The organism is Pseudomonas sp. P4_C3 (genome assembly GCF_056402075.1).
The window spans coordinates 32,505-53,867 of record NZ_JBFUIC010000006.1 but is presented as its reverse complement, the minus strand read 5'-3'; the positions used below and the strand labels follow the sequence as shown (position 1 = coordinate 53,867).

The 21,363-nt window shown below is 58.4% G+C and carries 23 protein-coding genes; 18 read left to right on the top strand and 5 right to left on the bottom strand.

The genetic code is table 11. From position 1 onward, the window contains the following. The first annotated feature begins 99 nt into the window (after positions 1-99). The 3 genes from argJ (at position 100) to AC1DVH_RS02840 (ending at position 3,028) form a co-directional block, all read left to right on the top strand. A complete protein-coding gene (gene argJ / locus AC1DVH_RS02850) occupies positions 100-1,317 on the top strand; it encodes a bifunctional glutamate N-acetyltransferase/amino-acid acetyltransferase ArgJ (RefSeq protein WP_477752537.1) in 1,218 nt (405 codons plus the stop codon). A gap of 137 nt (positions 1,318-1,454) precedes the next feature. After that, a complete protein-coding gene (locus AC1DVH_RS02845) occupies positions 1,455-2,087 on the top strand; it encodes a glutathione S-transferase family protein (protein WP_477752536.1) in 633 nt (210 codons plus the stop codon). Beyond that, the gene (locus AC1DVH_RS02840) at positions 2,084-3,028 is read left to right on the top strand and encodes a Nudix family hydrolase (RefSeq protein ID WP_477752535.1); all 945 of its coding nucleotides are present in this window, start codon (positions 2,084-2,086) and stop codon (positions 3,026-3,028) included. Before AC1DVH_RS02845 ends, AC1DVH_RS02840 begins: the two co-directional genes overlap by 4 nt. Positions 3,029-3,145: 117 nt before the next feature. On the opposite strand, the gene AC1DVH_RS02835 is transcribed toward AC1DVH_RS02840, so the two are convergent. The 3 genes from AC1DVH_RS02835 to AC1DVH_RS02825 are packed head-to-tail and all read right to left on the bottom strand — an operon-like array spanning position 3,146 to position 6,729. After that, positions 3,146-3,727, bottom strand: a complete 582-nt coding sequence (locus AC1DVH_RS02835) for a cob(I)yrinic acid a,c-diamide adenosyltransferase (RefSeq protein WP_477752534.1) — start codon at positions 3,725-3,727, stop codon at positions 3,146-3,148. A gap of 2 nt (positions 3,728-3,729) precedes the next feature. Further along, on the bottom strand, positions 3,730-5,766 hold the full coding sequence (locus AC1DVH_RS02830; RefSeq protein ID WP_477752533.1) for a sensor histidine kinase: 2,037 nt from the start codon (positions 5,764-5,766) through the stop codon (positions 3,730-3,732). Positions 5,767-5,811: 45 nt separating this feature from the next. Further along, complete coding sequence (locus AC1DVH_RS02825) at positions 5,812-6,729, bottom strand: putative 2-dehydropantoate 2-reductase (RefSeq protein ID WP_477752532.1); 918 nt, start codon at positions 6,727-6,729, stop codon at positions 5,812-5,814. A 135-nt stretch (positions 6,730-6,864) separates the two neighbouring features. On the opposite strand from AC1DVH_RS02825, the gene AC1DVH_RS02820 reads away from it, so the two are divergent. Beyond that, the gene (locus AC1DVH_RS02820; RefSeq protein ID WP_007977344.1) at positions 6,865-7,350 is read left to right on the top strand and encodes a YajQ family cyclic di-GMP-binding protein; all 486 of its coding nucleotides are present in this window, start codon (positions 6,865-6,867) and stop codon (positions 7,348-7,350) included. Between the two features lie 137 nt (positions 7,351-7,487). Next, the gene (locus AC1DVH_RS02815) at positions 7,488-8,330 is read left to right on the top strand and encodes a mechanosensitive ion channel family protein (protein ID WP_477752531.1); all 843 of its coding nucleotides are present in this window, start codon (positions 7,488-7,490) and stop codon (positions 8,328-8,330) included. A gap of 139 nt (positions 8,331-8,469) precedes the next feature. Here AC1DVH_RS02815 and AC1DVH_RS02810 read toward each other — a convergent pair whose 3' ends face one another. Then, positions 8,470-9,798, bottom strand: a complete 1,329-nt coding sequence (locus AC1DVH_RS02810) for an OprD family porin (protein WP_477752530.1) — start codon at positions 9,796-9,798, stop codon at positions 8,470-8,472. A gap of 913 nt (positions 9,799-10,711) precedes the next feature. Here AC1DVH_RS02810 and AC1DVH_RS02805 point away from each other — a divergent pair. Both AC1DVH_RS02805 and AC1DVH_RS02800 read left to right on the top strand, forming a co-directional pair. After that, on the top strand, positions 10,712-11,137 hold the full coding sequence (locus AC1DVH_RS02805) for an HIT family protein (RefSeq protein WP_477752529.1): 426 nt from the start codon (positions 10,712-10,714) through the stop codon (positions 11,135-11,137). A gap of 3 nt (positions 11,138-11,140) precedes the next feature. Next, on the top strand, positions 11,141-11,347 hold the full coding sequence (locus AC1DVH_RS02800; RefSeq protein WP_477752528.1) for a SlyX family protein: 207 nt from the start codon (positions 11,141-11,143) through the stop codon (positions 11,345-11,347). Positions 11,348-11,410: 63 nt separating this feature from the next. Here AC1DVH_RS02800 and AC1DVH_RS02795 read toward each other — a convergent pair whose 3' ends face one another. Then, complete coding sequence (locus tag AC1DVH_RS02795) at positions 11,411-12,013, bottom strand: cold-shock protein (protein ID WP_477752527.1); 603 nt, start codon at positions 12,011-12,013, stop codon at positions 11,411-11,413. A 594-nt stretch (positions 12,014-12,607) separates the two neighbouring features. Between AC1DVH_RS02795 and AC1DVH_RS02790 the strand changes: the two genes are divergently transcribed. From AC1DVH_RS02790 to tolA, 11 genes are all read left to right on the top strand, one after another. Beyond that, positions 12,608-12,943: a ribbon-helix-helix domain-containing protein gene (locus AC1DVH_RS02790; RefSeq protein ID WP_477752526.1), complete on the top strand. Its 336-nt coding sequence runs from the start codon at positions 12,608-12,610 to the stop codon at positions 12,941-12,943. Between the two features lie 135 nt (positions 12,944-13,078). After that, on the top strand, positions 13,079-13,300 hold the full coding sequence (locus AC1DVH_RS02785; RefSeq protein ID WP_032829812.1) for an FmdB family zinc ribbon protein: 222 nt from the start codon (positions 13,079-13,081) through the stop codon (positions 13,298-13,300). A 119-nt stretch (positions 13,301-13,419) separates the two neighbouring features. Further along, positions 13,420-15,195, top strand: a complete 1,776-nt coding sequence (gene aspS, locus AC1DVH_RS02780; protein WP_477752525.1) for an aspartate--tRNA ligase — start codon at positions 13,420-13,422, stop codon at positions 15,193-15,195. 128 nt (positions 15,196-15,323) lie between these two features. Continuing rightward, positions 15,324-16,070 carry a YebC/PmpR family DNA-binding transcriptional regulator gene (locus AC1DVH_RS02775; RefSeq protein WP_046042206.1) on the top strand — a complete coding sequence of 249 codons (747 nt, stop codon included), beginning with the start codon at positions 15,324-15,326 and terminating at the stop codon, positions 16,068-16,070. A gap of 140 nt (positions 16,071-16,210) precedes the next feature. Continuing rightward, positions 16,211-16,735: a crossover junction endodeoxyribonuclease RuvC gene (gene ruvC / locus AC1DVH_RS02770; protein WP_008015799.1), complete on the top strand. Its 525-nt coding sequence runs from the start codon at positions 16,211-16,213 to the stop codon at positions 16,733-16,735. 113 nt (positions 16,736-16,848) lie between these two features. Beyond that, a complete protein-coding gene (gene ruvA / locus AC1DVH_RS02765; protein WP_008052450.1) occupies positions 16,849-17,457 on the top strand; it encodes a Holliday junction branch migration protein RuvA in 609 nt (202 codons plus the stop codon). Next, positions 17,458-18,519 carry a Holliday junction branch migration DNA helicase RuvB gene (gene ruvB, locus AC1DVH_RS02760; protein ID WP_008015800.1) on the top strand — a complete coding sequence of 354 codons (1,062 nt, stop codon included), beginning with the start codon at positions 17,458-17,460 and terminating at the stop codon, positions 18,517-18,519. It abuts the gene before it with no gap. A gap of 127 nt (positions 18,520-18,646) precedes the next feature. After that, positions 18,647-19,114: a tol-pal system-associated acyl-CoA thioesterase gene (ybgC, locus tag AC1DVH_RS02755; protein ID WP_057713518.1), complete on the top strand. Its 468-nt coding sequence runs from the start codon at positions 18,647-18,649 to the stop codon at positions 19,112-19,114. Further along, positions 19,104-19,799, top strand: coding sequence for a protein TolQ (gene tolQ / locus AC1DVH_RS02750; RefSeq protein WP_007897030.1), 696 nt, complete (start codon positions 19,104-19,106; stop codon positions 19,797-19,799). Before ybgC ends, tolQ begins: the two co-directional genes overlap by 11 nt. Before the next feature lie 23 nt (positions 19,800-19,822). Then, positions 19,823-20,275, top strand: a complete 453-nt coding sequence (gene tolR, locus AC1DVH_RS02745) for a protein TolR (protein ID WP_162135951.1) — start codon at positions 19,823-19,825, stop codon at positions 20,273-20,275. Next, entirely contained in the window at positions 20,275-21,354 is a 1,080-nt protein-coding gene (tolA, locus tag AC1DVH_RS02740) for a cell envelope integrity protein TolA (protein ID WP_046042213.1), read from the top strand. The genes tolR and tolA overlap by 1 nt, the downstream gene beginning before the upstream one ends. Positions 21,355-21,363: the final 9 nt, after the last annotated feature.

Here is a 21,363-nt window from a genome sequence, read left to right as displayed (position 1 = left end):
CCCGCGCCGCGACCGGCTTCTGCCGTCGCGGCGTTTTACCATTTCGAACCACCGTTTTTCCTGAAACGGTGCTGACATCATTTATAAAGGAGCGCATTCATGGCTGTTGGTCTTGGTCCTTTGCCAACGTTGCACCCGGTTGCCGGTTTTGAACTCGGTATCGCCTCGGCCGGCATCAAGCGCCCGGGGCGCAAGGATGTTGTGGTCATGCGCTGTGTTGAAGGTTCCACCGTGGCCGGTGTGTTCACCTTGAACGCCTTTTGCGCCGCGCCGGTGATCCTGGCCAAACAACGCGTACAAGGCCCTGTGCGCTACCTGCTGACCAACACCGGCAATGCCAATGCCGGCACCGGCGAACCTGGTCTGGCCGCCGCCGAACGCACCTGCGCCAGGTTGGCGGAACTGACCGGTGTCGATGCCAGCCAGGTGCTGCCGTACTCCACCGGTGTGATCGGCGAGCCGTTGCCGGTCGAGAAAATCGAAGGTGCGCTGCAAGCTGCCCTCGATGATCTGTCGATCCACAACTGGGAAGCTGCCGCCACCGGCATCATGACCACCGACACCCTGCCCAAAGGTGCCAGCCGTCAGTTCCAGCATGACGGTGTGACCATCACCGTTACCGGCATCAGTAAAGGCGCCGGCATGATTCGCCCGAACATGGCGACCATGCTCGGCTACATCGCCACTGACGCCAAGGTTTCCCGCGATGTGTTGCAAAACCTGATGCTCGATGGCGCCAACAAGTCGTTCAACCGCATCACCATCGATGGTGATACCTCGACCAACGACTGCTGCATGCTGATTGCCACCGGTCAGGCCGCGCTGCCGGAAATCACCCGCGCCGAAGGCGAGTTGTTCATCAAGTTGAAGCAGGCGGTGTTCGAAGTGTGCATGGACGTGGCCCAGGCCATCGTTCGCGATGGTGAAGGCGCGACCAAGTTCGTGACCGTTGAAGTCAATGGCGGCGGCAATCACCAGGAGTGCCTGGACGTTGGCTACACCGTGGCCCACTCGCCACTGATCAAGACTGCATTGTTTGCGTCCGACCCGAACTGGGGCCGTATCCTGGCCGCTGTCGGCCGTGCCGGTGTGCCAAACCTGGACGTGAGCAAGATCGATGTATTCCTTGGCGACGTGTGCATTGCCAGCCGTGGCGCGCGCGCGGCGACCTACACCGAAGCCCAGGGCGCGGCGGTGATGCAGCAGGAAGAAATCACTATCCGCATCGAGCTGGGTCGCGGCGATTGCAGCGAAACCATCTGGACCACCGACCTGTCCCACGAATACKTGAAGATCAACGCCGAGTACCGCACGTAATAGCGCATGTCCTGTAGGAGCCAGCTTGCYRGCGAAGGCGTCATTTGCCGCGATGGATTTATCGAGGCTGATCCCGCCTTCGCTGGCAAGCTGGCTCCTACAGAGTTGTGATCTTTCTTGCTTGAGGATGCTTGAACATGAGCCTGCACCTGATCATCGGCGACAAACTGCTTTCTTCCTGGTCCCTGCGAGGCGCCTTGGCCCTCGACCTGACCGGCGCTACCTACACCGAAGAACTGATCAAGCTGAACCAGCCGGACACCCGCGAGCGTCTGCTCAAGCATTCGCCGACTGGCAAGGTCCCGCTGCTGAAAACCGAACACGGCACCATCGCCGACTCCCTGGCGATTGCCGAATACCTGGCAGAACAGTTCCCGTCCGCAGGCCTCTGGCCGAAAGACGTTGCCGCCCGCGCCCAGGCGCGCTCGGCGTGTGCGCAGATGCACAGCGGGTTCTTCGCCATGCGCGGCAATATGCCGTTTGACCTGAGTCATGACGCCCCTTTGTCGCCGGTTCCGGCTGACGTTCAGGTCGACATCGAACGCATGTCGGCGCTGTGGGCCGAATGCCGTGCCGCCGCGACCGAAACCGGGCCGTACCTGTTTGGTCATATCAGTCTGGCTGACGTGTTCTTTGCACCGATCGCCGTGCGCCTGCGCACCTATCAGGTGAAGCTGTCTGCCATTGACGAGGCCTACGTCGAAACTCTCTACCAATGGCCGGCGTTCAAGGCGTGGCAGAAGACCGGACTGGAGGAGCTGCAAAAGTGAAACGAGTCCATGTCGCCGCCGCCGTCATCCGCGATGGCAGTGGCCAAATCCTCATCGCCCGTCGTGCCGACTCACAGCACCAGGGCGGCCTGTGGGAGTTTCCAGGCGGCAAGGTCGAGGCCGACGAGTCGGTCGAAACCGCACTGGCCCGCGAACTCCATGAAGAGCTGGGCATCGTGATCGGCGCGGCGCGCCCGCTGATCAAGGTCCGCCACGATTACCCGGACAAGCAGGTGTTGCTGGATGTCTGGGAAGTCTCGGCGTTCACCGGCGAGCCCCACGGCGCCGAAGGCCAGCCACTGGCCTGGGTGGCGCCGCGTGATCTGTCGAGCTACGAGTTTCCGGCGGCCAATCAGCCGATCGTCGCGGCTGCCCGATTGCCATCGCAGTACCTGATTACCCCGGAAGATCTGGAAACCCCGGCGCTGCTGCGTGGTATTCAGAAGGCCATTGCCGGCGGCATCAAGCTGATCCAGTTGCGCGCACCGAACGGTTACGATCCGAAATATCGCGACCTGGCTGTCGATGCGGTGGGCCTGTGTGCCGGCAAGGCTCAGTTGATGATCAAAGGGCCGTTCGAATGGCTGGGCGACTTCCCGTCCGCGGGTTGGCACATTACCTCGGCGCAGCTGCGCAAATACGCAGCGGCTGGCCGACCGCTACCGGCGTCGCGCTGGCTGGCGGCCTCGTGCCATAACGCTGAAGAGCTGGCGCTGGCCGAACAGATGGGGGTGGACTTTGTGACCCTGTCGCCGGTTCAACCTACCCTGACTCATCCTGGCGCCGAACCGTTGGGTTGGGAGCAGGCATCGAGCCTGATCGACGGATTCAGCAAGCCGGTGTTCCTGCTCGGAGGTGTTGGCCCGGCTGAGGTCGAGAAAGCCTGGGCTGCGGGTGCGCAGGGGGTGGCGGGGATTCGGGCGTTTTGGCCTGAGAGTTGATTCTCTAGCGAACCTACTGGCCTCATCGCGAGCAAGCTCGCTCCCACAGTGGATTTGTGGCGCTCACAAAACTTGTGGGAGCGAGCTTGCTCGCGATGAGGACCTTGCAGGCGCCGGCTAAACCTCAGGCTTCGCCGCCGGCTGCCAAAGAATCTCGGCAATTCCCTGACGCTTGGCAATCAGCCGCGCCGCCACAAACAACAGATCCGACAACCGATTGATGTACGCCAGGCCAACCCCGGCCAATGGCTCAATCGCATTCAATTGCTGACACCGCCGCTCGGCACTGCGGGCAAGGCTGCGGCAGACATGAGCCTGGGCAATCAGCGCCGAACCGCCGGGCAAGATGAAATTTTCCAGCGGTCCCAACTCTTCATTCCACACATCGATCGCGGCTTCCAGGCGTTCGATTTCCGCTGCATTCAACGCCTGATACACCGGCATCGCCAGTTCGCCACCGAGGTCGAACAATCGGTGCTGGCAAGGCGCCAAAACATCGATCACTTCCTGAAAGCCTGCAAAGGTGTGCGTTTGCGCCGCCAATCCGGCCAGCAATACGCCCACCTGACTGTTCAGCGTATCGACTTCGCCAATGGCCTCGATCCGCGGGTGATCCTTGGGTACGCGACGGCCATCGCCCAGCCCGGTCTCGCCTTTGTCGCCAGTGCGGGTGTAAATCTTCGACAAACGAAAGCCCATGGTTACCTCGATAGCAGATTGAGTTGTTGCGAGACAGGTGGTGTGCTCGCCAGGGGCAGGCGCAAGGTGAAGCACGTGCCTTGGCCCAGGGTCGATTGCACTTCCATCTGCCCCTTGTGGTTGTTGGTGATGATGAAGTACGACACCGACAGCCCAAGTCCGGTGCCCTGGCCGATCTCCTTGGTGGTGAAGAACGGTTCGAAGGTCCGTTTGCGCACGCTTTCGCTCATGCCGATGCCATTGTCCTCGACCTGAATTTCCGCCCACGGCGGATTCAGCCTGGTGCGCAGAATGATCCGTCCCGGCTCGCTGCCGTCTTCACGCTGGTGAATGGCTTGCGCGGCGTTTTTCAACAGGTTGAGCAGCACTTGCTCCAGTTCGTTGGCGGTGCCGGGGACCGGGCCCAGCGCCGGATCGAACTGGCGAATGATGGCYTGGCCCTTGAAATCGAAGCCGATCGCCAGGTCGAAGTCGTTACTGGCGATCTCCACCGCTTGGTCGATCAGGGCGGGCAGATCGCACGGAGCCATCTGGCGGGTGCTGCGACGGCTGAAGCTGAGCATGTGGGTGACGATTTTGGCGGCCCGGGCACCGGCCTGCTGGATGCCGTCGAGCAACTGCGGCACTTCGCGGTTTTGCAGATACTGATTGACCGTCGTCAGTTCGATGCCGGCCTGTTCGGCCACTTCAAGGTTCTTCGGCAGATCGGGGGACAGGCGTCGGCGAATGTTTTGCACGTTGTGCAGGATTGCACCCAGCGGGTTGTTGATTTCGTGGGCCATGCCGGCGGCAAGGCCACCAACAGAAAGCATTTTCTCCGACTGTACCATCATCTCTTCCAGGGACAGGCGCTGGGTGATGTCGTCGATCCGGATCACTACGCCACGCCCGGCGCCGCCCATCAATGGATAAAAGGTCAGGGCATAGTGGCGGGGCTCGTCATCCTTGAGCCAGGTGACACGTTCGATTTTGGCCACCGTATGCTGCTCGACCGTTTGCTTGAGTTGTGGCAAGAACGGCTTGAGCGGTTCGAAGGCGAGGAAGATGGGCTGGTTCAGGGCTTCGTCGAGGCGCGTACCGGAAAGTGCGCTGGCTTCCTGGTTCCACTGCGTCACGTAAAGCTGTTCATCGAGGGCGATCAGTGCCGACGGCATGGAGTCGATGATGCTGTTGAGGTAGTTCTGGAAGCCGGTGAGCTTTTTCTCGATCTTGCTGCGCACCTGGACTTCAAGCTCCAGTTTGCGGTTGGTGTGCCGGGTTTCTTCCGCCAGACCCTGGGCCTGGTCGTAGGCTGCCTGGGAGTCGTCCCGGGCCCGCTTGAGTTGCTGCTCCCGGGCCTCGATTCGCGAAAGCATGGTGTTGAACGCCTCGGCGAGGCTGCCGATTTCATCGTRGTTTCCTCGCGAAGCACGCAGTGCGTAGTTTTCTTCACGGGTTACCTGCCGGGACAACTCTTCGAGTTGGTGGATCGGCCGGGTAATCAGGCGCTTGATCTGGCGGGCAATGATCAGCCACAGCAGCACGCTGAAGATCAGAATGCCCAGGCTGGCCGTCAGGGTCCCGGTGTAGAACGCCACGGGCAGTTCGCTCGTGGCCACCAACAGCAGGTGCCCTGGTGCAGTGCCGGGGCGGGGCAGGGTGATGACTTGATTGGTGCGAAACTCGGTGGCCTGCCAGTCTTCGATATGCCGGAAACGCTTCGGCAGTTCCAGGTTGTCGCCATGCTGCAATTGCGCCAATTGCTCGCCCTTTGCGTCATACAGGACTGCCGCGCGCAACGGCGAATAGCTGTTGAGTTCGTTTAGCAGGCGCTCGGCGCTTTGTGGTGACTCCAGGGCTTCGGAGGCCAGGCTCGGGTTGGATATCAGCCGGCCGATGGTCTGCAGGGCCTGGGGTGCCATGCTTTCCTGGGAGATGTAGTACGCGGCGCTGATAAAGGTCAGGTTGGCAACCAGCAGGACGGTGACCATCAGTACCAGCAGGGCGGCTAGCAGTTTCTGGCCGACGGGCAGGTTTTCAAGGCGCTGGCGCAATGGCATCGGATTCATCGCTGAAAAGGAACAAGTGGCCAGCGTAGCCGCTGCTCAGTCACTGGGCAATCCAAGGCTTTGCAGGCGAGCGATCAACCTTGACTCAAGCTGATTGAGGTGAGGCAGGTTCAATTGATGACGCCCGGCCACTTTGCAGGCGTAGCCCAACAGGTAGCTGATTTCTGTGCGGYGCTGGTTTGTGACGTCCTGATGCATCGAGGAGTAGTTGTCTGCGGTGGCGTGAATCACCCGTTCGACTTCCTGCTGCAGGTTTTCGGCCGCTGCCGGCTGACCACAACGCTCAAGCAACTCCACCAGTTCGCCGCACAGAGTAGCGACTTCGCAGTGATGTTGCTGCAAACCGCCGTTGCGGCAATCGTGCAGCACCGTCAGCGGATTGATCGCACAGTTAAGGGCGAGTTTGCGCCATAACCTGGTCAGGATTTCGGTGCTCCACTCGTGGGGGATGCCGGCAGCGCTCAGGTCATCGAGCCAGATCGGCGCCACCGGATGGCTCGCATCCCCCAGCCAGGTGAAGCCATGCCCGGCAAACACCACGCGCCAATCGCCATCGCGGAAGGCGCCTTCGGTGCTCGATGCATAGATGCAGCGTGCCTGAGGCACCTGTGCCGCCACCGCGTCCTGACTGCCCAGGCCATTTTGCAGCAGGATCAGTTCGGCACCTGGGGCCAGACGTGGCGCCAGTCGGGCCACCGCGCTTTCGGTATCGTAGGCCTTGCACGCCACCAGCAGGCGGTTGATCGGTTGGGTGCTGTCGGCTGTCTCGGCGGGCACGGCATAGTGTTGCGCCTCGCCGTGTTCCACCAGTGTCAATCCACCGACCGCCTCATAGGCCTGCAGCCTCGCGGTGTCCCGCAGGATCAGCCTCACCGGCACTCCAGTCCGTGCCAGACGTGTCGCCCATAAAGTGCCGAGGCTGCCGGCGCCCAGAACATGCCAGGTGGTAGACATCAGCTTTTTGCTCTGTTTAAGGCGTGCATCGGCAGCTCACAGTGAATGATGGGAAAGACCCGTTATAATCAGCGCGGATTTTAACCGCAAGCCAGGCGTGCTCCATCAGTGCGCCTTTAAATTTGGAGAGATTACATGCCGTCGTTCGACGTGGTATCCGAACTGGACAAACACGAAGTCACCAACGCGGTCGAGAACGCCGTCAAGGAACTCGATCGTCGTTATGACCTGAAAGGCAAAGGCAGCTTCGAGTTCAAGGAAAAAGACCTGACCGTCAACCTGACCGCGGAAGCGGATTTCCAGCTCGAAGCGATGATTGAGATCCTCAAGCTGGCGCTGGTCAAGCGCAAAATCGACGTGCAGTGCCTTGAAGTCAAGGACGCGTTCGCGTCGGGCAAGCTGATGAAACAGGAAGCCGTCCTCAAGGAAGGTATCGACAAGGAACTGGCGAAGAAAATCGTCGCTCACGTCAAAGATGCCAAGCTCAAGGTCCAGGCTGCCATTCAGGGCGAGCAGGTTCGTATTACCGGCAAGAAGCGTGACGACCTGCAAGAAGCCATTGCGGTGCTACGGGCCAAGGAATTCGGTATGCCACTGCAGTTCAACAACTTCCGCGACTGACCCTTGAAAGCGGGAACCTCTTGGCGTTTGCGACGTCGGAGGCCCAAGCAACGGCAGAAACGATTGAGCCCGTCGCGGCTCGATCTTTCTGCCGCTTTTTTTACGCATGCCGGGTAGCCGGAAACAGGAGAGAGTAGATGGACTTAAATGCCGAGKTAGACAATCTGGTCAAGGTATCCCAAACCTGGATCCCGATGATCATGGAATACGGCAGCCGTGTACTGCTGGCGGTCATCACCCTGGCCATCGGCTGGTGGCTGATCAACAAGGTCACGAAAAAGCTCGGCGGCCTGATTGCATTGCGTAATGCCGACCTGGCGCTGCAAGGCTTTATCAGCAGCTTGGCAAACATCATCCTCAAGATCCTGCTGATCGTCAGCGTGGCCTCGATGATCGGCGTGGAAACCACTTCGTTTGTCGCGGCGATTGGTGCGGCAGGCCTGGCCATTGGCTTGGCCTTGCAGGGCAGCTTGGCGAACTTCGCCGGCGGCGTGCTGATTCTGTTGTTCCGCCCGTTTCGTATCGGTGACTGGATCGAGGCTCAGGGTGTCGCCGGTACTGTCGACAGCATCCAGATTTTCCATACCGTACTGCGCACCGGTGACAACAAAACTATCATCGTGCCCAACGGTAATCTGTCGAACGGCATTATCACCAACACCAATCGTCAGCCGACCCGCAAAGTGGTGTTTGATGTAGGCGTCGATTACGAAGCGGACTTGCAGAAAGCCCGAGAAGTGTTGCTGGAACTGGCCAAGGATCCGCGTGTATTGATTGACCCGGCACCTCAGGCAGTCATTTCGACATTGGGTGACAGTTCTATCACTGTCTCCCTGCGTGTCTGGGTGAAGACGGCGGATTATTGGGATGTGATGTTCATGTTCAACGAACTGTCCCGTGATCGTCTGAGAGAGGCCGGCATCGATATTCCATTTCCACAGCGGGTTATTCGCGTGGTTCAGGAGTCGGCGGTGCAGTAAGAGGTGTGCGGTTAGTGCCTGACTTCTTGGTCAGGCATGTACTGCAGAGTCTGTTTGGTTAAATGTTGTACAGCAAACAACGAAAAAGGCCCATCGAAGATGGGCCTTTTTTTGATTACCGCGAACTAACTTTCTGCGATTACAGAATGTTGAGCGGGTAGTCGGTGATCAGGCGGAACTCAGAGATATCGCCTTCGCCTTCGTCAGCATTGGCGGTGTGCCATGCTTGACGGATGCGGAACGACAGATCTTTGGCTGGGCCGGATTGAACGACGTACTTGGCTTCCACGTTGGTTTCGTGGTGTTTGCCGTCTGCACCGTACAGACCGGTGTAGGTGCTGTTCGATGGAGTGTTGGTACCATCGATGTTCCAACCATTCACGTAACGGACCATGAAGCTCAGGCCAGGTACGCCGTACTCGGCCATTTTCAGGTCGTAACGGGCTTGTACCGACTTCTCGCCAGGGGCGTTGAAGTCAGAGTACTGAATGGAGTTGGCGAGGAAGATCGAGTCGCCACCACGGTTGTTGTCACCCACACCGATGTAGTCGAACGGGGTATCGCCGTTGACCTTCTGGAACGCCAGGGTCAGGGTGTGTGCTTTCAGGAACGAGTAAGCAGCGGCCAGGGAGTAGGCGGTGTTGCTGATGTCGCCTGCTTTAGCGTTACCGGTATCCTTGGTGTTGTAGATGTTACCGTCGAAGTTGATCGAGTTATCGCCGCCCAGTGCGAGGGTGTAGTTCGCGTTGGCGTAGTACTGGTTCCAGACGTCKTCGAGCTTGGCACCGTAGAGCGATACGCTCAGGTCCGGGGTAATGCCGTACTTGCCACCGAAGTAGTCGATGGAGTTGGCTGTCACGCCAGCGTAAGTAGCGAACAGTTCGCCGTCACGAGCGTTGCGGTCCTGGCTGGTTGCCGAGTAGAAGTGACCGGCTTCGAGGTCGAGGTCTTTAACTTCGCTGCTCTGCAGCTGGATACCGCTGGCAGTCTGGTGAAGGATACGGGAACCGCCTACAGCGAACACCGGAGAGGTGCTTGGCTGCATGTCGCCGATTTTCAGCTCGGTCTTGGAGATGCGGAACTTGGCGGCAGCGCCGGCTTTGCCCTGGCTGTTGTTGACTTCGCCATCAGAGTCCACGGACATGTTGCCGGAACCTGCATATTTGTCGGAACCGTCCAGCTTAATGGCCAGTTGGCCCCAAGCTTCAACGCCAACACCGATCAGACCTTGGGTGTAGCCCGAGCTGTACATGCCCTGAATGCCCTGGGTCCAGTCTTTGTCATCGACTGCGCCGTTTTTCTTGTTACGGTTGTAGTAGTAGTTGCGAACCAGCAAGTCGAGTTTGCTGTCTTCAACGAAACCTTTGGCTTCGGCCTGGTCGCTTACGAAAGGTGCGGCTACTGCCAACTGAGTACTGGCTGCTGCTGCAACTGCCAGTGCGATCATGCTCCACTTCATCACGCGCATCGTGATTTGCTCCTTTGGTTTTAGAAGAGTACTGCCGTCCCACCTGATTTATTATCTGGGCGGCTCTTTCTTTTTGTGTCGGCGCAAACTTATATCACGCCGACAATGTTGGCGATACTTGCGTATCTAACCTTTCGCCTTCTTTACGACCCTGTCGCAAACAGCGTGGTAGATGTCGCAAATTTTCCGCTCCGACGCAACAGGGCTGACAGCTTTTATGCTGTTTTCTGAGTCTTGGCGCCGGTAAAAAGAGTCCTGGTGAAACGTTTGAATCTCCATCGGGCTACCTTGCCACTGTTTTTTTTGCCTGAGGGCCTCCGCTTCCAGCGGGTGTCACATCAGGCGATGTTGGGTATGAATGCAACAAGCGTGCACAAATTCGAATTTTGTTGCAGCTTTTTTCAAAATGATTGTCTGGCGCTGTAAAAACCTCATGAAACCGGGGGGGCAAGCGCGTTTAGTTTGGGCTTGACGCCTTGCCTGGCATCATGTTGCACCCTTCTGGTCGACTGCCTTACAAACAAAAATGTTACCGGTTCACCCCGCCAGTGAGTAGAAGGCGGATGTCGAAGCACTCAGCGTAGACCCACTGTGCGGTTTTGGTGCAAAAAATTTTTTAACCTTGTAATGAATTCATTCCTGTTGACCGCTTGTCTGGCGCGAACTCTTCGTTGCTAATCAGTCATTTCGGCGTTTTTTGCCGGCTGATCGGTTCTGTAGTGGTGCGCAGCAGCGAAAAATGTCTCATTCGGGGGCGGGGTGTCAGCTTTTCGCAGGCGCTCGTGACCTCTGTGCCAGGTTCGTCGTGAAGCATGCGCCGTTCGCAGGTATGCTGCCGTCCGGTCGTTTGGCGCGCCGTCCCGTCAGGATGGGCGCTAAKCTGAAAAATGATGGCCCGGCGGGAGTACGCGCAGTGTTCGCTTTAGATCCACGACTTCAACAAGACACGTTACCGATTGGGGACTTTCCACTCTGCCGGTTGCTGCTGTCCAATGATTCGAACTATCCCTGGTTCATCCTGGTGCCTCGTCGTGAGGCTATCAGTGAGATATTTCAGTTGGATGTCGCAGACCAGCAGCAGCTTTGGCAGGAGACGACGGCGCTGTCGCAAGCGCTCAAGGACTCGTTCAATGCGGACAAATTGAATGTTGCGGCGCTGGGTAATGTCGTCAGTCAGTTGCACATGCATGTGATTGTGCGCAAGCGCGAAGATGCCGCCTGGCCAGCGCCGGTTTGGGGTAAACATCCGGCAAAATCCTACAGTTCGGAGCAAATCGCCGCCATTCGCGAACGTTTGCGCCTGATATTGACCGATGATTTTACGTTTCTGGAGGGCTGAACCATGATCCTGGAAGAACGCGTTACCGATCTCGAAAGCCGTCTGGCCTTTCAGGATGACACCATCCAGGCATTGAATGATGTACTGGTCGCGCAGCAGCGGGTGGTCGAGCGTCTGCAACTGCAAATGGCTGCGCTGCTCAAGCGGCAGGAGGAAATGGTCGGCCAGTTCGAGTCGTTCGAGGAGGAAGCGCCGCCGCCGCACTATTAAGCAACACGCAGGCATAAAAAAACCGCGGACAGCTCGGCTGTGCGCGGTTTTTTTCGCCTTGAATCAGCGACGTGGCAGTGCGGCGATCACATCTTCGGCTTGCAGGCCCTTGTCACGATTCATGACAGAGAACTCCACGCGCTGGCCTTCTACGAGGACGCGGTGACCTTCACCRCGAATGGCCCGAAAGTGGACGAAGATATCGTCGCCGGAGTCGCGGGAAATGAAACCGAAGCCTTYGGACGTGTTGAACCATTTGACGGTGCCGGTATCGCGGTTGCTCATGTCGTAGCTTGGCGAGGCGGCGGCCGGTGACGATTTGTAGAAGCTGATACCCAGATGCAGGGCAACAGCGATCAGGGCTGCGACCAGGCTGAACAAGACGGCAGGTTGACCGGCGATGACAGGCATCGGTGCGATCAGCGTCAGGGTTTGCAGGACCACACTCAGAACCAGCAGGGCGCTGACCAGGTTTTGCAGTTGGTGGCGTGGACCTTTGTTCCAGTAAGGGATGACAGGTGCAAGCGTGAGGTTGAGCAGGCCGAAAAAGGCCAGGTACAGCGCGTCAGGTTGTTGCAGGTAAGGTAAGGCTTCGGATTGCAGGCTAGGGATGAAGGACAGCAGCAAGGCCGCTGCGCCTATCAACAGATGGACGATTTTCAACATTTTAATTAACTCACGTTAAGACAGCTCACAAGGAAGAGCTGATGGCGCACGGTTCGCTTCAAGATAATAAAGAGGCGTTGGACACGTGCCCGGTATCAGCCTATGCGCCATACCCGGAAAAATAGGCACTGGCGACACGCTGTCTATTTAACAGCAAAGCCGCAGGCTACTCAAATCAGGGCGTCCGGCGGCTCGTTTGAGGCAATTTGCCGTGGGTTGGTCGAAGTTCAAAGGCTGTGATGCGACGGCAGGCTTGCTAGAGAGGTTGGGCGCCTGTTGGATGAAGCTCGTCACCTTTAGGGAGGGGGGTAATCGGTCGATGCAGCCGATTGGCTAAATCTTTCAGTGGGTGTTTCTTAGTGTTCGCGCTCTTCTTTCCTACATCATTCAATCCTGTGTTTCTGAAGGGGGCGTCACTTCACTGCGTGGGAAATTGTCCGGAGTAGGGCGTTTTCCAGGATCTGCCAAGAGTTGTTGGCTTGTCCTACGTCGAAGGTCGGGAAGTCGTCTGGCTATACCTCTGCACCTGCGTTTTTATATGTCGACAGACAGTTGTTCTTAACGAAACCAGGATGGCAAAGGAGTGTCAGCGTTATGGTTTATGAACGGCAAGAAGAGGGGCGATACGGTTCGCACAGGGATGTAAGGGTCGATCCGTTTGTTCGCGAGTTCGATATGGGGTTGGCCCAGCCCTTGTCCCGCTCCGTACGATTGAATGGCTTCGCAACCTGTTTACGGCTTGAACAGGTTTATTGGGATATTTTGGGGGCGATGGCCCGGGCCAATGGTTGCTCGGTCAGTAGTCTGTTATCTCATGTGGATCGCGAAGTTCACTTGCGTCACGGCGGGGTAAGGAACTTCAGTGGATTGGTGCGGGTTGTCTGCGTCGTGCACAGCCTCAAGGAAGGGAGGGGCGTCGTCACGCCCTAGCCTGGGCGACGAAAGCTGCAGAGTGTCGGTCTGTGCAGTCTTACGGCTGCACAGGCCGCATTTAATGGATATAATCCCGCTCTTTGCCGCAAAACCCTGCGTGTGCGGTAGCAATCTGATCGCCGAGACAACTCCATGCCGATGTACGATTATCAATGTGCTTCCTGTGGTCATCAGTTGGAAGCCATTCAAAAGATCAGCGATGCACCGCTGGTCGACTGCCCTGCCTGTCAGGCGCCAGAGCTTAAAAAGTTGCTGTCCATGCCGGGCTTCCGCCTCAGCGGCACGGGTTGGTACGAAACCGATTTCAAGACCGGTTCCAAGAAGAACCTGGCCGGCGGCGACAAAGCTGACTAAGGTCTGGAACCTGAGTTGAACGACACGCGTGCTCTTGCATCACCCGGCGACTTTTTTAAAGGCGGGGCTGCTGTAGGATCTCCACCGAATTTCGAATTACGAGAAGTGAAACCACGACCATGATGCGCAGCCATTATTGCGGCCAACTGAACGAAAGCCTGGACGGCCAGAAAATTACCCTTTGCGGATGGGTCCATCGTCGCCGTGACCACGGTGGGGTGATTTTCCTCGATATCCGTGATCGTGATGGTCTGGCCCAGGTCGTGTTCGATCCGGACCGCGCTGAAACCTTCGCCGCAGCCGATCGCGTGCGCAGCGAGTACGTCGTGAAGATCACCGGCAAGGTTCGCCTGCGTCCGGCCGGTGCGACCAACGCCAACATGGCGTCAGGCATGATCGAAGTGCTGGGCTACGAGCTGGAAGTGCTGAACGAATCGGAAACGCCGCCGTTCCCGTTGAACGAGTTCTCCGACGTCGGCGAAGAAACCCGCCTGCGCTATCGCTTCCTCGACCTGCGTCGCCCGGAAATGGCCGAGAAGCTGCGCCTGCGTTCGCGCATGACCACCAGCATCCGTCGCTTCCTGGACGAGAACGGCTTCCTTGACGTGGAAACGCCGATCCTGACCCGCGCCACCCCTGAAGGTGCGCGTGACTACCTGGTACCGAGCCGCACGCACGCCGGTTCGTTCTTCGCCTTGCCGCAATCGCCGCAGCTGTTCAAGCAACTGCTGATGGTGGCCGGCTTCGATCGTTACTACCAGATCGCCAAGTGCTTCCGTGACGAAGACCTGCGGGCCGACCGTCAGCCGGAATTCACCCAGATCGACATCGAGACCAGCTTCCTCGATGAAAAAGAGATCATGGGCCTGACCGAGCAAATGATCCGCAACCTGTTCAAGGAAGTGCTGGATCTGGAATTCGGCGATTTCCCGCACATGACCTTCGAAGAAGCCATGCGCCGCTACGGTTCCGACAAGCCAGACCTGCGTAACCCGCTGGAACTGGTGGACGTGGCCGATCAGCTCAAGGAAGTCGACTTCAAGGTGTTCAGCGGCCCGGCCAACGACCCGAAATGCCGAATCGCCGCCTTGCGCGTACCTGGCGGGGCAAGCATGCCGCGCAAGCAGATCGACGATTACACCAAGTTTGTCGGTATCTACGGTGCCAAGGGCCTGGCGTACATCAAGGTCAACGAGCGCGCTGCCGGTGTTGACGGTCTGCAATCGCCGATCGTGAAAAACATCCCTGAGGCCAACCTCAACGTGATCCTCGATCGCGTCGGTGCGGTCGACGGCGATATCGTGTTCTTCGGCGCCGACAAGGCGAAGATCGTCAGCGAAGCCCTGGGCGCACTGCGGATCAAGCTGGGCCACGACCTGGACCTGCTGACCTGCAAGTGGGCGCCAATGTGGGTCGTCGACTTCCCGATGTTCGAAGAAAACGACGACGGCAGCTTCACCGCCTTGCACCACCCGTTCACCGCACCGAAGTGCACCCCGCAAGAGCTGGAAGCCAACCCGGCTGGCGCTCTGTCCCGTGCCTACGACATGGTATTGAATGGTACCGAGCTGGGTGGCGGTTCGATCCGTATCCACCGTAAAGAGATGCAGCAGTCGGTGTTCCGTCTGCTGGGCATCAACGAAGCGGAACAGGAAGAGAAATTCGGCTTCCTGCTCGATGCCCTGAAATACGGTGCACCGCCGCACGGTGGTCTGGCCTTCGGCCTGGACCGTCTGGTGATGCTGATGACCGGCGCCCAGTCGATCCGTGAAGTGATCGCCTTCCCGAAAACCCAGAGCGCGGCAGACGTCATGACTCAGGCACCGGGCCAGGTGGATGCCAAGGCATTGCGCGAACTGCACATTCGTCTGCGCGAAACGCCTAAGGCCGAGTAAGGCTGACCTGAAGGGCGCATCTGTGGATGCGCCCTTTCTTTATAGATAGAGCTGTTCAAGATTTTTGTTTGCCGGCCGGCGCAATACAGCGCAGCGGGCAATGTTTCAAAGAGAATTCGGAGCGAGTTATGGCAGGTCATTCCAAGTGGGCGAACATCAAGCACCGCAAAGAACGTCAGGATGCCAAAAAAGGCAAGATTTTCACCAAGTGGATTCGTGAGCTGACTGTCGCGGCCCGCCAGGGCGGCGGTGATCCAGGTTCCAACCCGCGTCTGCGCCTGGCGTTGGACAAGGCCCTTGGCGCGAACATGAGTCGCGACATCATCGATCGGGCAGTCGCCCGTGGTGCCGGTGCCGCCGATACCGACGACATGGTCGAGCTGACCTACGAAGGTTACGGCCCGGGCGGCGTGGCGGTGATGGTCGAATGCATGACCGACAACCGTAATCGCACCGCAGCCGCTGTTCGCCATGCGTTCAGCAAGTGCGGTGGTAACCTGGGGACTGACGGTTCGGTGGCCTATCTGTTCGAACGCAAGGGGCAGATCTCCTTCGCGGCTGGCGTTGACGAAGACGCACTGATGGAAGCGGCCATGGAAGCTGACGCTGATGACGTGGTGACCAACGAAGACGGTTCGATCGACGTTTTCACCTCGTTTGCCGGGTTCTATTCCGTGCGTAACGCACTGGAAGCGGCGGGTTTCAAAGGTGACGACGCGGAAATCGTCATGTTGCCGACCACCAGCGCCGAACTCGATCTGGAAGGCGCCGAGAAAGTCCTCAAGCTGATCGACATGCTCGAGGACCTGGATGACGTGCAAAACGTCTATTCCAACGCGGATATCCCGGAGTCGGTGGCTGCACAGCTCGGTTGATTTGCCTTTTGTAGGAGCGAGCTCGCTCCGGGCGGCGCTCCGACGAAAAACCTGAGAGCGGCGTTCATTCAAGTCAGCCGCGTTATCGTTGACGTCCATCGCGAGCAAGCTCGCTCCTACATTCAAAGCCTGCAGGCGTTATGACTTTAATTCTTGGTATCGACCCCGGTTCGCGCATCACCGGTTATGGTGTGGTTCGCGATACCGGCCGTGGCTGCGAGTATGTGGCTTCCGGCTGCATTCGTACCGGTGCCGGCGAGCTGCATGAGCGACTGCAGATTGTTTATCGCGGGGTGCGGGAGATCATTCAGACTTACCATCCGGTGACCATGGGGATCGAAAAGGTGTTCATGGCCCGTAACGCCGATTCCGCCCTGAAACTGGGGCAGGCCCGTGGCGCCGCGATCGTGGCAGGTGCCGAGGAAAGCCTGGAAATTGCCGAATACACCGCAACCCAGGTCAAGCAGGCGGTCGTAGGCACCGGCGCGGCCAATAAGGAGCAGGTGCAGATGATGGTCATGCACATGCTCAAGCTGACCAGTAAACCGCAGATCGATGCTTCGGACGCCCTGGCCATCGCCATCTGCCATGCTCATACCCGCTCCAGCCTGTTGCCCCATGGTCTGGGCGCAGCACGCAGTCGTGGCGGGCGCCTGCGTCTCTGATAGCATCAGCAATCATTTTTATGGAGTGGGGTGTTTCGCCTGGGTTGTCGGCGGCATTCCCTCGCTCTATCAGTCGCTGGCCCAGAGCTGGCCAACGCTCAAGGATTTGTAACGTGATTGGACGTTTGCGCGGCACCCTGGCTGAGAAGCAGCCTCCGCATCTGATTCTGGATGTAAATGGCCTGGGCTATGAACTTGAAGTGCCCATGACGACCCTTTACCGCTTGCCGTCGGTCGGTGAACCGCTGACCTTGCACACCCATTTGGTCGTGCGCGAAGACGCACAGTTGCTCTATGGTTTTGTCGGCAAGCGTGAGCGCGACTTTTTTCGCGAGTTGATCCGCCTCAATGGTGTCGGGCCGAAACTGGCGCTGGCCTTGATGTCGAGCCTGGAGGTCGACGAACTGGTTCGTTGCGTACAGTCCCAGGACACGTCGGCGCTGACCAAGGTCCCGGGCGTCGGCAAGAAAACCGCCGAACGCTTGCTGGTGGAACTCAAGGATCGCTTCAAGGCCTGGGAAACCGTACCGGCCATGTTCGCCCTGGTGCCGAACCAGCCGGATGGACCGGCCCCGGTGAACACTGCAGAGACTGACGCCGTCAGCGCCTTGATTTCCCTCGGCTACAAGCCCCAGGAAGCGAGCAAGGCGGTGTCTGCGATCAAGGAGAAAGATTTGAGCAGTGAAGACATGATCCGCCGCGCCTTGAAGGGAATGATCTAAGTGATTGAAGCTGATCGTCTGATCGCTGCCACGCACAGCCCGCGTGAGCGCGAAGAAGTCCAGGACCGTGCCATTCGCCCGGTCAGCCTGGCCGAATACATTGGCCAGCCGACCGTTCGCGAGCAGATGGAGTTGTTCATTCAGGCTGCTCGCGGTCGTAACGAATCCCTGGATCACACGCTGATCTTCGGGCCGCCCGGCCTGGGCAAGACCACCCTCGCCAACATCATCGCCCAGGAAATGGGCGTGTCGATCAAGAGCACCTCGGGGCCGGTGCTGGAGCGACCTGGTGACCTGGCGGCGCTGTTGACCAACCTTGAGCCTCACGATGTGCTGTTCATCGATGAAATCCATCGCCTGTCGCCTATCGTTGAAGAGGTGCTGTACCCGGCCATGGAGGATTTCCAGCTCGACATCATGATCGGCGAAGGCCCGGCCGCGCGTTCGATCAAGCTGGATCTGCCGCCGTTCACCCTGGTCGGCGCAACGACGCGGGCGGGGATGCTGACCAACCCGTTGCGAGACCGTTTCGGGATCGTCCAGCGCCTGGAGTTCTACAACAACGCCGACCTGTCGACAATTGTCAGTCGCTCGGCAAGCATCCTTGGTTTGCCGCTGGACCCGGAAGGTGCTTTCGAAATCGCCCGCCGTGCCCGTGGCACTCCACGAATCGCTAACCGTTTGTTGCGCCGGGTGCGCGATTTCGCCGAGGTTCGCGCCAAAGGCCACATCACCAAGCCGATTGCCGACCTGGCGCTGAACCTGCTGGATGTCGACGAGCGTGGCTTCGACCATCAGGACCGGCGTCTGTTGTTGACCATGATCGAGAAGTTCGACGGCGGGCCAGTCGGGGTCGACAGCCTGGCTGCCGCCATCAGCGAAGAACGTCACACCATTGAAGATGTGCTGGAGCCCTATCTGATCCAGCAGGGCTACATCATGCGCACGCCACGGGGGCGAGTGGTGACGCGGCATGCCTACCTGCATTTCGGTTTAAACATTCCGTCACGATTGGGCGAAATGCCCGTGGTAGACGAGTTTCTCGATGCCGCTGACGATTAATTAACATTGCGTGCTGATTTTTTCGGGCAATGTAGGGTCCCAGGACCGTACTTTCACGTGAAAGCCGCAGAACAATGAAAAACAGTTGCCATGCCGGATTGGCAACCTGAGGAGTAAGCACTAGAGTATGCGCGCGCAAAACGGGCTTGAGCCTTTCGCACATCGTTGTCGCGTTTATTACGAGGACACCGATGCGGGGGGCATCGTGTATTACGTTAATTACCTCAAGTTTATGGAACGGGCTCGAACCGAGCGGCTACGAGATCTGGGCTTTGCCCAATCGCAGCTTGCCGGGGAGGACCTGTTGTTCGTCGTGCATTCCAGCGAAGCGCGCTACCACGCGCCGGCGCGACTGGATGACGAACTGCTGGTAAGCGCTGAAGTAATCGAATTGAACCGTGCCAGCCTGCGCTTCAAGCAACAGGTCAGGCGGGCAACGGATAATGCACTGCTCTGCGAAGGGCAGTTTCTGGTGGCCTGTGTGCGCACTGAAAGTTTGAAACCCCGGGCCATTCCCGAAGCTCTACGAGCGGCCTTTGCCGACGTGAGCGGCGCGGGTACACACTCAAAGCAGGAGATAAAGCGTGGAAGCTAACGTCGTCGACCATTCCTCCATGTGGAGCTTGGTCAGCAATGCCAGTATCGTGGTGCAACTGGTAATGCTGATCCTGGTAGCCGCATCGGTGACCTCATGGATCATGATCTTTCAGCGCAGCAACCTGCTGCGCGCCGGTCGACGTGCCCTGGAGAGCTTCGAAGAGCGCTTCTGGTCAGGTATCGACCTGTCCAAGCTGTACCGTCAGGCCGGCAGCAATCCGGACCCTGATTCGGGCGTCGAGCAAATCTTCCGGGCCGGTTTCAAGGAATTCTCCCGTCTGCGCCAGCAGTCAGGCGTTGACCCGGAAGCGGTCATGGAAGGCGTGGCGCGTGCCATGCGCGTTGCCATTTCCCGCGAAGAAGAAAAGCTCGAGCAGAGCCTGCCCTTCCTGGCCACCGTTGGTTCCGTCAGCCCGTACATCGGTCTGTTCGGTACGGTCTGGGGCATCATGAACTCCTTCCGCGGTCTGGCGACCGCCCAACAAGCGACCCTGGCCACTGTGGCCCCGGGTATCGCCGAAGCACTGATCGCCACCGCGATCGGTCTGTTCGCCGCCATTCCAGCCGTTATCGCTTACAACCGTTTTGCTGCTCGCAGTGAAACCCTGCTGGGCCGCTACTACACCTTCGCCGACGAGTTCCAGGCGATCCTGCACCGCAAAGTGCACACCAGCGAAGAATAAGCAGGTAATTTCCAATGGCTTTAATCGCTCGAGCTCGCAAAAAGCGCAAGCCGGTCGCCGAGATGAACGTGGTGCCTTACATCGACGTGATGTTGGTGCTGCTGGTGATCTTCATGGTGACCGCGCCGATGCTCAATCAGGGCGTGAAAGTTGATCTGCCCAAGGTTTCCAGCGAAGCCTTGCCGCAGGACAACAACACCCAGGTCCTGACCATTTCCATCAAATCCGACAAGACCTACTACTGGAACCTTGGCAGCGAAGTCGACACCGAAAAGCAGCAGGATCGGGCCATGACCCTGCCGCAGATGACTGACGCGGTGACCAAGATCATTCGCGTCGGCAACGAAGGCGGCAAGCGTACCCAGGTCTTCATCCGCGGCGACAAGAGTGTCGATTACGGCTCCGTCATGGGGGCCATGGGCGGGTTGCAGAAGGCCGGGGTCGGTAATGTTGGCTTGATTACCGAGGCGCCCTGATGCAGCAACAGCGAGAGCCGTCCGCCTCGGAAAGCTACTTCTGGCCTAGTGTCTGGGCGATTGGCTTGCACGTGCTGGTGTTCGGCATGCTGTTCGTCAGCTTTGCCTTTACCCCGGAACTGCCGCCGGCCAAGCCGATTGTCCAGGCGACCTTGTACCAGCTGAAATCGAAAAGTCGGGCGACCACCCAGACCAATCAGAAGATTGCCGGTGAGGCGCAGAAATCTGCTGCGCGTCAGACCGAAGTCGAGCAGATGGAACAGAAAAAGGTCGAGCAGGAAGCGGTGAAGGCTGCGGAACAAAAGAAAGAAGAGGCGGCTCAAAAGGCCGAAGAAGCCAAGAAGGCCGACGAGGCGAAGAAAGCGGACGAGGCGAAAAAGGCTGATGAAGCCAAAAAAGCCGACGATGCGAAGAAAACCGCGGAAGCCAAGAAGGCAGAAGAGAAACAATTGGCTGATATAGCCAAGAAGAAAGCTGAAGAAGAAGCCAAGAAAGCTGCAGAAGAAGAGGCCAAGAAAGCGGCAGCTGAAGAAGCCAAGAAAAAGATCGTCGAAGACGCGAAGAAGAAAGCCGCGGAAGACGCCAAGAAGAAAGCTGAAGCTGAAGAGGCGAAGAAGAAAGTCGCCGAGGAAGCGAAGAAGAAAGCTACTGCCGATGCTGCGAAGAAGAAATCGCAGGACGCGGCACGTAAATCCGCCGAAGACAAAAAGGCCCAGGCCCTGGCAGATTTGCTTTCCGACACGCCGCAGCGTCAGCAGGCGTTGGCCGATGAGCAGGGCGACGAAGTCGCCGGCAGTTTCGATGACCTGATTCGTGCGCGTGCAGCGGAAGGCTGGGCTCGTCCACCTTCGGCACGCAAAGGCATGACGGTCGTATTGCAAATCGGCATGTTGCCGGACGGTACGGTGACTTCGGTCAGCGTGTCCAAGTCCAGTGGCGACGGTCCGTTTGACGCCTCGGCTGTTGCAGCGGTGAAGAATATTGGACGTTTGACAGAAATGCAGGGAATGAAGCCGAGTGATTTCGCTCCGTATCGTTCATTCAAGATGACATTCACACCTGAGGATCTAGCCTTGTGAGAAACCTTC